The 12,227-nt window shown below is 71.8% G+C and carries 15 protein-coding genes; 7 read left to right on the forward strand and 8 right to left on the reverse strand.

Translation table 11 applies throughout. The annotated features are described in order from the left end of the window. Window positions 1-19 precede the first annotated feature (19 nt). The 4 genes from N798_RS15330 to N798_RS15345 all read left to right on the forward strand — a co-directional run bounded on the left by N798_RS15330 (window position 20) and on the right by N798_RS15345 (window position 4,516). Window positions 20-553, forward strand: a complete 534-nt coding sequence (locus N798_RS15330) for an arsenate-mycothiol transferase ArsC (protein ID WP_035950114.1) — start codon at window positions 20-22, stop codon at window positions 551-553. A gap of 119 nt (window positions 554-672) precedes the next feature. Continuing rightward, window positions 673-942, forward strand: a complete 270-nt coding sequence (rpsO, locus tag N798_RS15335) for a 30S ribosomal protein S15 (protein ID WP_035910946.1) — start codon at window positions 673-675, stop codon at window positions 940-942. Between the two features lie 175 nt (window positions 943-1,117). Next, window positions 1,118-3,541, forward strand: coding sequence for a polyribonucleotide nucleotidyltransferase (locus N798_RS15340; protein WP_035950116.1), 2,424 nt, complete (start codon window positions 1,118-1,120; stop codon window positions 3,539-3,541). Between the two features lie 114 nt (window positions 3,542-3,655). After that, entirely contained in the window at window positions 3,656-4,516 is an 861-nt protein-coding gene (locus tag N798_RS15345) for a glycosyltransferase family 2 protein (protein ID WP_035950118.1), read from the forward strand. Window positions 4,517-4,567: 51 nt separating this feature from the next. Here the strand turns inward: N798_RS15345 and N798_RS15350 are convergent, their stop codons facing one another. Then, entirely contained in the window at window positions 4,568-5,104 is a 537-nt protein-coding gene (locus N798_RS15350; RefSeq protein WP_156971764.1) for a hypothetical protein, read from the reverse strand. 136 nt (window positions 5,105-5,240) lie between these two features. Further along, complete coding sequence (locus tag N798_RS15355) at window positions 5,241-6,098, reverse strand: hypothetical protein (RefSeq protein ID WP_035950122.1); 858 nt, start codon at window positions 6,096-6,098, stop codon at window positions 5,241-5,243. Between the two features lie 296 nt (window positions 6,099-6,394). Between N798_RS15355 and N798_RS18230 the strand changes: the two genes are divergently transcribed. Both N798_RS18230 and dapB read left to right on the forward strand, forming a co-directional pair. Then, window positions 6,395-6,718, forward strand: coding sequence for a hypothetical protein (locus N798_RS18230; RefSeq protein WP_035950125.1), 324 nt, complete (start codon window positions 6,395-6,397; stop codon window positions 6,716-6,718). After that, window positions 6,697-7,458: a 4-hydroxy-tetrahydrodipicolinate reductase gene (dapB, locus tag N798_RS15365; RefSeq protein ID WP_035950127.1), complete on the forward strand. Its 762-nt coding sequence runs from the start codon at window positions 6,697-6,699 to the stop codon at window positions 7,456-7,458. Before N798_RS18230 ends, dapB begins: the two co-directional genes overlap by 22 nt. Before the next feature lie 3 nt (window positions 7,459-7,461). Here the strand turns inward: dapB and N798_RS18235 are convergent, their stop codons facing one another. From N798_RS18235 to N798_RS15385, 4 genes are read right to left on the reverse strand one after another with little or no spacing between them, the layout of a single operon-like run. Next, window positions 7,462-7,776: an AzlD domain-containing protein gene (locus N798_RS18235; protein WP_035950130.1), complete on the reverse strand. Its 315-nt coding sequence runs from the start codon at window positions 7,774-7,776 to the stop codon at window positions 7,462-7,464. Further along, window positions 7,773-8,528, reverse strand: a complete 756-nt coding sequence (locus N798_RS15375; RefSeq protein WP_156971766.1) for an AzlC family ABC transporter permease — start codon at window positions 8,526-8,528, stop codon at window positions 7,773-7,775. The genes N798_RS18235 and N798_RS15375 overlap by 4 nt, the downstream gene beginning before the upstream one ends. After that, window positions 8,525-9,103 carry a GNAT family N-acetyltransferase gene (locus N798_RS15380; RefSeq protein ID WP_035950134.1) on the reverse strand — a complete coding sequence of 193 codons (579 nt, stop codon included), beginning with the start codon at window positions 9,101-9,103 and terminating at the stop codon, window positions 8,525-8,527. Before N798_RS15380 ends, N798_RS15375 begins: the two co-directional genes overlap by 4 nt. Further along, the gene (locus tag N798_RS15385) at window positions 9,100-9,828 is read right to left on the reverse strand and encodes an enoyl-CoA hydratase-related protein (RefSeq protein ID WP_035950137.1); all 729 of its coding nucleotides are present in this window, start codon (window positions 9,826-9,828) and stop codon (window positions 9,100-9,102) included. Before N798_RS15385 ends, N798_RS15380 begins: the two co-directional genes overlap by 4 nt. A gap of 33 nt (window positions 9,829-9,861) precedes the next feature. Here N798_RS15385 and N798_RS15390 point away from each other — a divergent pair, with 33 nt between their 5' ends. Then, window positions 9,862-10,671, forward strand: coding sequence for an FAD-binding oxidoreductase (locus N798_RS15390; protein WP_035950139.1), 810 nt, complete (start codon window positions 9,862-9,864; stop codon window positions 10,669-10,671). Between the two features lie 116 nt (window positions 10,672-10,787). On the opposite strand, the gene N798_RS15395 is transcribed toward N798_RS15390, so the two are convergent. Together N798_RS15395 and N798_RS15400 are read right to left on the reverse strand one after the other, a co-directional pair. Then, entirely contained in the window at window positions 10,788-11,255 is a 468-nt protein-coding gene (locus tag N798_RS15395) for a dihydrofolate reductase (protein ID WP_035950142.1), read from the reverse strand. A 149-nt stretch (window positions 11,256-11,404) separates the two neighbouring features. Continuing rightward, entirely contained in the window at window positions 11,405-12,196 is a 792-nt protein-coding gene (locus tag N798_RS15400) for a thymidylate synthase (RefSeq protein WP_035950145.1), read from the reverse strand. Between the last annotated feature and the right edge of the window lie 31 nt (window positions 12,197-12,227).

The raw sequence follows: 12,227 nt of genomic DNA on the forward strand, positions 1-12,227 counted from the left end.
GGCGCTCAACGTTCTCTTCGTGTGCACTGCCAACATCAGCCGGTCGCCATACGCCGAGCACCGGGCGAGGCAGCTCGCGGGGGAGTTGTCGACGTCGTTGCCCTTGGACGTCTCCAGCGCCGGAGTGCCGGGCTTCCCGGGCAACGCCATGGACCCGACCATGGCCCGCGAGCTCGAGTCGCGCGGGGCCCACGGCCACGGGCACCTCAGCCGGGCCGTGTCCGCCGAGATCCTCGACGCCGCCGACGTCGTGCTCACCCTCGAGTTCGCGCACCGGCTCCGCATCACTGAGCGGTGGCCCGAGCACGCGCCGAAGGTCTTCGGGCTGCGGCAGCTCGCCGACGCCCTCGGTCGCAGCCCAGCCGACGGCGAAGGGCTGGCCGCCCTCGACGCCGCCCTCGCCGTGAGCCGCCCGGACAGCCTGAGCTGGGACGTGGCCGACCCGTTCCGGCAGGGGACGTCGGCCGCACGCCGATGCGCCGCCGAGATCGACGAGGCCCTTCACGTCATCGTGCCGCGACTGACCGGCATACGGGTCGCCTCCGGCAATTAGGGGCACGCGAGGCGCGCTGCTAACCTTGGGGGGCCGTGAGAACCGGCCGCGGACCCAGAGAGCCCCGGTGAACCAGCCCGGGAGCGCCGCGCAACCGCCAGAGAAGGAGTCAGTCGCCCATGCCTTTGGACGCAGACGTCAAGAAGAAGATCATGTCCGAGTACGCCACGACCGAGGGCGACACCGGCTCCCCCGAGGTCCAGATCGCGCTCCTCACCCAGCGCATCCTCGACCTCACCGAGCACTCCCGCGAGCACAAGCACGACCACCACAGCCGTCGTGGCCTGCTGCTCCTCGTCGGCCGCCGCCGTCGCCTGCTCCGCTACCTCGAGAGCATCGACATCGAGCGCTACCGCTCGCTGATCAAGCGCCTCGGCCTGCGTCGCTGACGCCCCCGATTTCCGTCGGAGCGGCTCTCCACTCCTGGAGGGCCGCTCTTTCGGATGTGTAGGGCCACGCCCTGCGACAACTTCATAGCGACACCAGCACCCAGCACCACCAGAAGACCGCCCGTGCACAACGACGATGCACGAGGTTCGCAGGAACTCAAGAAAAGGAGGACCCATGGAGGGTCCTGAGATCACCTTCGCCGAAGCCACCATCGACAACGGCTCGTTCGGCACCCGCACCGTCCGGTTCGAGACCGGGCGTCTGGCCAAGCAGGCCGGCGGCGCCGTCGCCGCCTACCTGGACGAGGACACGATGCTCCTCTCCACCACCACCGCCGGGAAGCACCCCCGCGAGGGCTTCGACTTCTTCCCCCTGACGGTCGACGTCGAGGAGCGCATGTATGCCGCGGGCAAGATCCCCGGCTCGTTCTTCCGTCGCGAGGGCCGCCCCTCCACCGAGGCGATCCTCACCTGCCGTCTCATCGACCGCCCGCTGCGCCCGACCTTCAAGAAGGGCCTGCGCAACGAGGTCCAGGTCGTCATCTCCGTCCTCGCGCTCAACCCGGACGCCCAGTACGACGTCCTCGCGATCAACGCCGCCTCGGCCTCAACGCAGATCTCCGGTCTGCCGTTCTCCGGCCCGATCGGCGCCACCCGCCTGTCGCTCATCGACGGCCAGTGGGTCGCGTTCCCGCAGTTCTCGGACATCGAGCGCTCCACGTTCGACATGGTCGTCGCCGGCCGTGTCGCCGGTGACGACGTCGCGATCATGATGGTCGAGGCCGAGTCCACCGAGTACACCTGGGACCTCGTCAAGAACGAGGGCAAGACGGCTCCCACCGAGGAGGTTGTCGCCGAGGGCCTCGAGGCGTCGAAGAAGTTCATCCGCGCCCTCTGCGAGGCGCAGGCCGAGCTCGCCGCCAAGGCCGCGAAGCCGATCCAGGAGTTCCCGATCTTCCTCGACTACGAGGACGACGTGTATGCCGCGGTCGACGCCGCCGTCGCCGGCAAGGCCGGCGAGGCCATGCAGATCGCGGGCAAGCAGGAGCGCGAGGACCGTCTCGACGAGATCAAGTCCGAGCTGCACCTCGAACTCGTCGGCGACTTCAACCCGGAGTCGGGCGACGGCAAGGCCGGCGCGTTCGCCGGTCGCGAGAAGGAGGTCTCCGCGGCCTACCGCGCCGTGCAGAAGAAGCTCGTCCGCGAGCGCATCCTGCGCGACAAGGTCCGCATCGACGGCCGCGGCCTCGCCGACATCCGCGCCCTGAGCGCCGAGGTCGAGGTCCTGCCCCGCGTCCACGGCTCGGCGATCTTCGAGCGCGGCGAGACCCAGATCATGGGTGTCACGACGCTCAACATGCTCCGCATGGAGCAGCAGCTCGACACGCTGTCGCCCGTGACGCGCAAGCGCTACATGCACAACTACAACTTCCCGCCGTTCTCCACCGGCGAGACCGGTCGCGTCGGTTCGCCGAAGCGTCGCGAGATCGGCCATGGGGCGCTCGCCGAGCGTGCCCTCATGCCGGTCCTGCCGACCCGCGAGGAGTTCCCCTACGCGATCCGCCAGGTGTCCGAGGCCCTCGGCTCCAACGGGTCGACGTCCATGGGCTCGGTCTGCGCCTCGACCCTGTCGCTGCTCAACGCCGGCGTGCCGCTGCGCGCCCCGGTCGCCGGCATCGCCATGGGCCTCGTGTCGGCCGAGGTCGACGGTGAGACCCAGTACGCCGCGCTCACCGACATCCTCGGCGCCGAGGACGCGTTCGGCGACATGGACTTCAAGGTCGCCGGCACGCGCGAGTTCGTCACGGCCATCCAGCTCGACACCAAGCTCGACGGCATCCCCGCCGACGTCCTCGGTGGCGCGCTCACCCAGGCCCGTGAGGCCCGTCTGCACATCCTCGACGTCATGAACGAGGCCATCGACGCGCCCGACGAGATGAGCCCCTTCGCACCTCGCGTCATCTCGGTGACGGTCCCGGTCGACAAGATCGGCGAGGTCATCGGCCCGAAGGGCAAGATGATCAACCAGATCCAGGACGACACCGGCGCCCAGATCTCGATCGAGGACGACGGCACCATCTACATCGGTGCGACCGATGGCCCGTCGGCCGAGGCGGCCCGCGCGGCCATCAACGCCATCGCCAACCCGCAGATGCCCGAGGTCGGCGAGCGCTTCCTCGGCACCGTCGTCAAGACGACGACCTTCGGCGCGTTCATCTCCCTGCTCCCGGGCAAGGACGGTCTGCTCCACATCTCCGAGGTGCGCAAGCTCGTCGGTGGCAAGCGGATCGACGCGGTCGAGGACGTCCTCGCGGTCGGCCAGAAGGTCCAGGTCGAGCTCAAGGAGATCGACCCGCGCGGCAAGCTCTCGCTCGCCGCGGTCCTCGCCGAGGGCGAGGGCGACGCCCCCGCCGGCGACAACGGCTCGGACGACGCGGACGTCGAGACGTCCGCGGACACCGCCTCGGACGTCTCGGACGAGGCCGGCCAGGCCGAGGGTGGCGAGGAGCGTGGCGAGCGTCGCCAGCGCAACCGCCGCCGCGGTGGCCGGGGTCGCGGTCAGCGCTCGGACTCGGGAGACGCCTCCGGCGACGAGTGAGCCCCGGTCCTTTCGGACCACGGTGACGGGACGGCATACCTCTTTTGCGGTATGCCGTCCCGTTCGCCTGTGCGGAGGAGATCATGGGAGCCCGCACGGTGTGAGGGAGGGCTCGTGGACGTCCGCAGGATCAAGCGCGCCATGCGTGGACGGTTCGGGCGTCCGCTCCGCGCGACCTACCGACTCGCCGAGACGGCCCAGCTCGCCGTGGTGCGTCCTCTTGACCGGATACGCCACGGCCGCGCCACGCCGGAGGAGCGGGCGGAGGTCGCCCGCCGGGTGACGATGACGGTCAAGACCTTCGAGCGGCCGGCCGTCCTGCGGCGGTGCCTCGCGAGCGCCCGCACCGTCTTCGAGGGCCGGATCGTCGTCGCCGACGACTCGCGGCAGCCGACGCTCGACCTCGGCCCCGGGGTCGACGTCCTGGCGCTGCCGTTCAACAGCGGTGTTCCGGTGGGCCGCAACGCCGCGCTCGATGCCGTCACCACCGAGCTCGTCCTCGTCTCCGACGACGACATCGTCCTCACCGCAGCGACCGACGTCGTCGCAGCGATGAACTTCCTCGACGACCACCCCGAGGTCGACCTCGTGGCGTTCACGCGGATCGACCTTCCGAGGTGGCGAGCCGTCGAGGCGCACGACGCGTCGGCTCTCTTCGCGGGAGCGGCGGAGCCGGTGCTTCCCTACGGCACCCTCGTGGGTGGGCTGCCGGTCGTCCCGAAGACGCCGCAGCTCTATCTCGCCCGCACCGAGTCGGTGCGGCGGGTGCGGTGGGACGAGCGGCTGCGGATGGTCGACCACCGCGACTTCTTCTCACGGGCCGCCGGACGGCTCGTCTCGGTGCAGGCCCGGACCGTACGCGGCTACCACTCGCGCACGCCCTTCGACCCCTTCTACACGTCCTACCGCGAGGACGTGGCCGAGGACCTGCGGGTGCTGGCGAGGATCTGGGGCGGTCGGGCCACCGGCGACTGAGCCGGGCGACGCACGGTGTCTCCGCAGGGGAAGCGTTCGGAAGTGGCCGGCTCAGACGGCCACGGACGCGACGGCCGTGCCCGGGACGCCGGCCCCGCCCGGTGTCGCGCGGATGCTGACCGTCACCGGTCGGCCGCCGGTTGGCCCGGTGCTCTCGAAGACGCACTGGCAGGGACCGGTCGACGCGTTCCCGGCGAGCTCGCTGTCGACGCTGAGGACGATGAGGTGGGTGCCGTTGCCCGAGACCACGGTCCAGCCGTCCGGTGGCGACACGGTGGCGGCGACGCCGTCACCCATCCTGAAGGCGACCTGCAGGTCGTCGGTGGGGTCGCTGTTGAGGTTGGCGACCGTGGTGGTCACGACGAAACGGCTGGACGGCGTCTCCTCGCTGCGGAGGGCGCGGTCGCCGAGGGCGTGGCCGCTCGCGGTCACCGAGAGGGCGGCCGGGCCCGAGGTCGCGTACGCGGGGGACTGCAGCACCACGTGAACTGCCGGCAGTGACCAGGCCATGTGACGGCCAGTGCGCAGCACGGCCCGGCGGTCGACGCCCGGTGAACGGCCCGGTGCGAGCTCACGCTCTCCTGCCATGTCGACCCCCGTTCGTGGCCGGGTTCCTCGATGTGACGGGATCGTCATCACCGATCCGGCCACCACAGGCTAGGCCCAACGGGCCATGCCGTCTGGGACTTTCGGCAAAGACGGCCTGCCCGCTGGTCCCGCACACTCACCTCAGCGGCAGCCCGGCCGAGTCCGCGGCGAGGAGCCGCACTCCGCCTGTGGCGTCCAGCAGGAGGGCTGCAGTGACGCCGTTGCGGATACGGAGCTGTGGCAGGCCACGTCCCTGCTGGCCGGTGGCCTCGAGATAGCTGTTGTCGAGTCGCGTCGTGTCGAACGACTCGCCACGTTGAGCCTCGTGCACGGTGTCGGCCACCAGACTGGCGATCACGAGCGTGCCTCCGTCCGACACCTTCACCGCCTGCAGGGACCCCCTGGGGCCGAACTGGTCGCTCTCGGTCGACCAGAGGGAAAAGCGTGGTCGCTTGCCGGTCCACGAGACGAACTCACCGCTGAGGTTCGCCAACTCGCCCCTGACCAGTGGTCCCTTTCCTGCAGTGAGCTGCGTCGCGAGCTCGGTGACGCGGTCGAGGACCGTGGTCCGCTCCGACGTCGAGAGGCTGGCCTCCCTGCCGCGCGCCAAGGGCTTCGGCAGGTCGGCCAGCGTGTAGCGCACGAGGGCGGTCATGAGCCAGGGCGACGACTCGTCGTCGCGGGACAGCACCCCGAGCACGTGCGTGGTGCGACCGCCGCTGACCCGGTCGAGGTCGAGGACCGCGTGCTGCGTCTGTCCATCGACCGCCGGCGTGTAGACCGACCGAACTGAGTGCGCGACCGTGAAGGGTCGCCGGTCGTCCTCCACCTTGCGCACTGCGGTGTCGAGGCGCCGCCGGGCGTAGAGCATCCCTGTATCGGCCTTTGACCATGGCACAGGGTCGAAGGCGCGGCCGGCCGCCTGCGAGGCGCTGTTGTGCCGCGCGTCGTAGTCCTTCATCGCGGCGACGGCCTGCACCTGGGTGAGAGGCACCTCGGTGGTCGGCGTCGCTGTGGAGCCGGGAGATCGGAGGGCTCCACACCCCGACACCAGGACGAGGAGCGCAGCGAGGCCGACGGTGAGGGCGACGTGCCGCGCCCGTCGTGTCGGTCGAGTGCGCGTGGCAGCACCCGCCCTGACGTGGATGGATGGCGACGCGCTCACTGGACCTACCCCCTGGTCTCCGGAGTCGGGCACCCCGGTGGAGCCAGTCTGCCGATGTCGGCCGGCAGGCTCCCGACGTTGTCCACAGGCCACTGCCCCCGCCGGATGGCCGGCGAGGGCAGTGCGTGGACCAACCGACGGCAGCGGCCGTCGATGAGGCCGGTCAGGCGGTGGTGCGGAGGCGGGGCACAGCGGCCGGCGCGCTCCAGCGCATCTCCATGCGGGCGCGGCCGTCCTTCGTGGTCACCGGCACCCAACGCATCGTCAGGCAGGCCGGACCCGTGGCGGTCGTGGCGACCTTCTTCATCGTGGGCTCCTTGGTGGACCTGCGGAAGGTGAACGGGAAGGACGTCGAGCGTGCGTCCGTTCACCTGCTGTTCACCCCATGGTACCCCGAAGGTGAACAACAGGTGAACGACTCGCGGGCATGGCTAGAGTTCGGGGCGTGAGTGTCACCTCGGTCTCGGTCATCGGAGCCTCCGGACGCATGGGATCGGAGGTGTGCCGGGCCGTCGAGGGCGCCGACGGGCTCGAGCTCGTCGGGCGGTTCGACGTCGACGACGACCTCGGCGACCTCGCCGGCGCCGACGTCGTCGTCGAGTTTTCGGTGCCCGACGCCTCACCCGCCAACGTCGCGCACTGCGTCGAGCAGGGCGTCCACGTCGTCGTCGGGACGACCGGGTGGAGCGCCGACCGGCTCGACGCCCTGCGCGGGCAGCTCGCGGACCACCCCGGCGTCGGCGTGCTCATCGCCCCGAACTTCGCCATCGGCGCCGTGCTCATGATGGCGTTCGCCGCCAAGGCCGCCGAGTTCTACGAGTCGGCCGAGGTCATCGAGCTGCACCACCCGGACAAGGTCGACGCACCCTCTGGCACGGCAGCCCGCACCGCCGAGCTCATCGGCGCCGCACGCGAGGCCGCCGGTCTCACCGACGTCCCCGACGCGACGACGAGCGACCCCGACGGTGCGCGCGGGGCGCGGGCACACGGCATACCCGTGCACTCGGTGCGACTGCGCGGGCTCGTCGCACACCAGGAGGTGCTCTTCGGGCAGACCGGCGAGATGCTGACGATCCGGCACGACTCGTTCGACCGCGTCTCGTTCATGCCCGGCGTCGTCGCCGCCGTGCGCCGCGTCGGGGAGCACCCGGGCCTCACGGTCGGGCTCGAGCACTACCTCGGGATCTAGGGCCTAGCCCCAGCCGAGCGAGCGCAGGCCCGCGGCCACGGCCGCCGCGCCCACGACGACGACGAGGAAGTTCGCGCGCAGCACGAGGAGCACGACAGCGGCAGCGACCGCCGCCAGCCGCGCGTCGACGTGCAGCGAGCCACCGTCGCCGCCGAAGGTCTGGATCGCGACGAGCCCGGCGAGCAGCGCCACCGGCAGCAGCGTGAGCACGCGACTGCGCCGGGGGCCGTCGACCCACGACTCGGGCACGAGGTAGCCGGCGAGCTTCGTCGCGAAGGACAGCCCCGACGCGAGCAGCACGACGGTCCAGGCGCTCACGACTCGACCTCCGGGTCGACCCGCTCGTGCCGGCCGTGGGCGGCGAGGCCGACGACGACCGCCGCGAGGACGGTGAGGATGACCGGCACGCCGACCGGCAGCACCGGGGAGGCGAGCAGGGCGATCGCGACGGCGAGCGCCATGGTCGCCGCGGCGTCGCGGTTGTGCAGGCGCGGCCAGAGCAGGGCGGTGAACGCCGCGGCCGCCGCCGCGTCGAGCCCCCAGCGCTGCGGGTCGCCGAGGGCGTTGCCGACGACCGCGCCGGCGAGGGTCATGAGGTTCCAGAAGACGAAGACGGTGACGCCGGTGACCCAGAACCCGAGCCGGCCGGCACGCCGCTTCTCCTGGCCCACGGCGACGGCCGTCGACTCGTCGATGGTGATCTGCGCGGCCGCGAGCCGGCGCAGGCCGCCGAGGTCGAGGATCCGCGAGGTCTGCAGCGCATAGAGCCCGTTGCGTACCCCGAGGAGGGTCGACGTCGCGACCGCCGCGGAGCCGGCACCCCCGGCACCGAGGATGCCGACGAGGGCGAACTGCGAGCCCCCGCTGAAGAGGAGCAGCGACAGCGCGACCGTCTGGAGGGTCGTGAGACCGGAGGCGACACCCAGCGCGCCGAAGCTGATGCCGTAGGCGCCCGTGGCGATGCCGACCGAGAGCGACTGGCGCAGCACCGCCCTGCGGTCACCCGCCGTCAGTGCCGCGTATGCCGGGTGCTCGCCGTCGTCGTGCGACGTGGGCGCCGCCGAGGTCACCCGGGCTCGTCCGTCGCGAGCGACGCGACGAGGCGCACCTCCCGCAGGGTCGCACCGTCGGGCGCGACGACGCGGTCGCGGTAGGCACCGTCGGGGCCGAGCCCGGAGGCGGTGAGGAAGGCGCGCGTGGCCTCGTCGTCCGCGAGCACCCAGATCGCGACGTCGTCGGCGCCGGCACCGCGCAGGGTGTCGACGCACGCGTTGAGCAGGCGCGAGCCGTGGCCCAGACGTCGGGCGCCCGGGTGGACGCCGATCGCCGTCACCTCGCCACGGGCCGGTCCGGCGTCCGCGTCCTGGCTGGGCCCGACCGCGGCGAACCCTACGACCTGCTCACCCGCCCGCGCCACGAGCAGCCGGTGCACACCCTCCGGCGGGTTCTCGAGGGACTGGCGCCACGCCTTCGCGAAGGCGGGCGGCTCGAAGAGGGCGACGACCTCGTCGGGGACGCGGCCGGCATACGCCTGGGTCCAGACAGCGGCCTGGACGACGCCGACGGCGGGTGCGTCGGTCGGCTTGGCGATGCGCACGCTCGCGTCGGCGACCGGGCCGGGCTCGTGGGAGTGGTCGTGGCTCATGAGCCCTGGAACTCCGGTGCGCGACGCTCGCGGAAGGCGGAGCGTCCCTCCGTGAGGTCGTCGCTCGACCACGCGGTGGCGAAGGCGGCCTCGTAGCGGGCAACACCGGCGGAGTCGGCGCCGTGGGCGTCGAAGCCGAGCTTGGACCCGGCCTGGGTCAGCGGCGCCAGGTCGGTCGCGCGGCGGGCCAGCTCGAGGGCCCCGTCGAGGCCGCCGCGCACCTGCGTGAAGCCGAGCCGCCACGCGTCGTCGGCGGTGAGGACGGCACCGGTGAGCACCATGTGCCGCGCGGCGCCCTCGCCCCAGAAGCGCGTCGTCCGCTCGAGCGTCCAGTGGTTGACCATGAGTCCCAGCCGCGCGACGGGGAGGGCGAAGGCGGCGTCGTCGGCGACGACGCGCAGGTCGCAGGCCACCGCCAGCTGCATGCCGAGACCCATGCACGAGCCGGAAATCGCGGCGACGGTCGTGATCGGCGCCTGCGACAGCCGGGTGAGCACCTCGGCGAGCCGGTCGGTGAAGGCCACGTCCTCGAGCTCGGTGAGATCGGCCCCGGCGCAGAAGTGACCGCCGGCACCGGTGAGGACGAGGGCCCGCGACTTCACGAGCGCGGCCTCGAGGGCGGCGTCGAGCTCGTCGAGGGCCTCGTGGCCCAGGGCGTTGCGCCGTTCCGGTCGGTCGATCGTGAGGAGGGTGACCCGGTCTGAGGTGGATGAGGTGATCGCCACGCGGTCGAGCCTAACGGCGGGGCATTTGTGAGGATGGAGGGCGTGTCCCTGCTCCGCCGTCCCGCCAAGCCGCACCCCGTCTTCCGCCCGCTCGCCGTGGCGGAGGTCGAACCGGTCGCCGAGCACGCGGTCTCGATCGGCTTCGACGTGAGCGAGATGCCCGCGTTCCTCGACTACCGGGCGGGGCAGTACGTCACGCTGCGGGCGCTCGTCGGCGACGAGGACGTGCGCCAGTCCTACTCGATCTGGGTGCCCCCGAGCCGCGCCCGGCGCGAGGGCGTCATCCGGGTCGCCGCCGCGGCCGTGCAGGGCGGGCGCATGTCGCCGTGGCTGGCGAACGAGGTCGGGGTCGGCGAGGTCATGGGCGTCCTGCCGCCGCTCGGCGAGTTCGTCCTCGACGACGTCGCCGGTCCGCGCCACCACGTCGGCGTCGTCGGCGGGTCGGGCATCACGCCCGTCCTCGCGATCGCCGCCGCCGCGCTCGAGCAGGACCCCGGCTCGACCGTCGACCTCGTCGTCGCCAACCGGACGCGGGAGTCGACGGTCCTCGGCCACGAGCTCGAGGAGCTGGCCGAGGCGTCCGGCGGGCGGCTGCGCGTCGAGCACGTCCTCAGCCGGGAGCGGGTGCCCGGCGTCCGTCACGGCCGGATCGACCCGCTCGTCATCCGCGACGTGCTCCGTGACGACGGGGGGCTCGAGGGGGTCGACGACTGGTGGCTGTGCGGCCCCGAGGGACTCATCGCCGACGTCGAGGCGTGGCTCCGAGGAGAGGGTGTCGGCGCCGACCACATCCACCGCGAGCGGTTCACCTCGACCGGACCGGTCGACCCACGCACGCACTGACGTCCGGCACGGTGCCGGCATACCGACCACAGTTGCGGACGCAACGCCGAGGTGAGCCGCGACGTCCGGCGAGGTGACGGCATACCCACCACAGTTGCGGACGCAATGAGGAGGCGTCAGCGGCGCTCGTAGGTGACCCACGCGAAGCCGTCGCGCTGCTCGCGCTCGGTCTCGCGCCACACTCCTTCGTCGATGTCGGGGAAGCGCACGTCACCCTCCGGCTCCTGGTCGACCTCGGTGATGAGCAGCCGCTGGGCGAACGGCATCGCCTGGGCATAGATCTCGCCGCCGCCGGCGACGAAGACCTCGCCGACCGGGCCCGCGAGCCCGAGGGCGTCGTCGAGCGAGTGCACGGTCTCGACGTCGGGGTGGTGCCAGTCGGCCTGCCGCGTGATGACGATCGTGCGTCGCCCCGGTAGGACCCTCCCGATCGAGTCGAAGGTCTTGCGCCCCATGACCATCGCATGGCCCATCGTCGTCCGCTTGAAGAACGCGAAGTCCTCGGGCAGGTGCCACGGCATGTCGTTGTCGGCGCCGATGACGCCGTTGCGCCCGACCGCCGCGATGAGCGTCACCTGGGTCATGCGCCTCACCCTAGGACCGTGGCGCCCACGACGTCACGGTATGCCGGCCGCGCACCCCGCGAGGTCGCCGCGCCTCGCGAGGTAGCCGCGCCTCACGAGGCGTGGTGCGGGCACCACGCGCCGCGGGGGCCGGCATACGGGCGGGGAGGTCAGACCGCGATGGGTGCCTTGATCGCAGGGTGGGGGTCGTAGCCGACGAGCTCGAAGTCACCGAGGTCGTAGTCGTCGATCGCGGCCCTGGGTGTGATGTGCATCGTCGGCAGCGGGCGCGGCTCGCGGGTGAGCTGGAGGCGGGCCTGCTCGAGGTGGTTGGAGTAGAGGTGTGCGTCGCCGAGGGTGTGGACGAACTCGCCGGGCTCGAGGTCGGTGAGCTGGGCGACCATCATCGTGAGCAGGGCGTAGGAGGCGATGTTGAAGGGCACACCGAGGAAGACGTCGGCCGAGCGCTGGTAGAGCTGGCACGAGAGCCGCCCGTTGCTCACGTAGAACTGGAAGAGCGCGTGGCAGGGCGGCAGCGCCATGTCGTCGACGTCGGCGACGTTCCACGCGCTGACGATGTGGCGGCGGCTGTCGGGGTTGGTGCGGATCGACTCGACGACCTTGGCGACCTGGTCGACCTGGCGTCCGTCGGGGGTCGGCCACGAGCGCCACTGGTGGCCGTAGACCGGGCCGAGGTCACCCTGCTCGTCGGCCCACTCGTCCCAGATCGAGATGCCGCGCTCCTGGAGCCAGCGCACGTTGGTGTCGCCCCGCAGGAACCACAGCAGCTCGCCGATGATCGAGCGGAGGTGCAGCTTCTTGGTCGTGACGACGGGGAACCCGTCGGCGAGGTCGAAGCGCATCTGGTGGCCGAAGACCGAGAGCGTGCCGGTGCCGGTCCGGTCGGACTTCTCGACCCCCTCGTCGAGGATGCGGTCGAGGAGGTCGAGGTACTGGCGCATGGCGAGAGCGTAGCCGCGGGCACCGACCGCA

The organism is Knoellia flava TL1 (assembly GCF_000768675.1).
Classification (GTDB): domain Bacteria; phylum Actinomycetota; class Actinomycetes; order Actinomycetales; family Dermatophilaceae; genus Knoellia; species Knoellia flava.

Coding starts and splice junctions, on each gene's coding strand:
- rpsO (WP_035910946.1), top strand. CDS start 673: ATGCCTTTGGACGCAGACGTCAAGAAGAAGATCATGTCCGAGTACGCC.
- N798_RS15340 (WP_035950116.1), top strand. CDS start 1,118: ATGGAGGGTCCTGAGATCACCTTCGCCGAAGCCACCATCGACAACGGC.
- N798_RS15350 (WP_156971764.1), bottom strand. CDS start 5,104: ATGGCAGGAGAGCGTGAGCTCGCACCGGGCCGTTCACCGGGCGTCGAC.
- dapB (WP_035950127.1), top strand. CDS start 6,697: ATGGCTAGAGTTCGGGGCGTGAGTGTCACCTCGGTCTCGGTCATCGGA.
- N798_RS15380 (WP_035950134.1), bottom strand. CDS start 9,103: ATGAGCCACGACCACTCCCACGAGCCCGGCCCGGTCGCCGACGCGAGC.
- N798_RS15390 (WP_035950139.1), top strand. CDS start 9,862: ATGGAGGGCGTGTCCCTGCTCCGCCGTCCCGCCAAGCCGCACCCCGTC.
- N798_RS15395 (WP_035950142.1), bottom strand. CDS start 11,255: ATGACCCAGGTGACGCTCATCGCGGCGGTCGGGCGCAACGGCGTCATC.
- N798_RS15400 (WP_035950145.1), bottom strand. CDS start 12,196: ATGCGCCAGTACCTCGACCTCCTCGACCGCATCCTCGACGAGGGGGTC.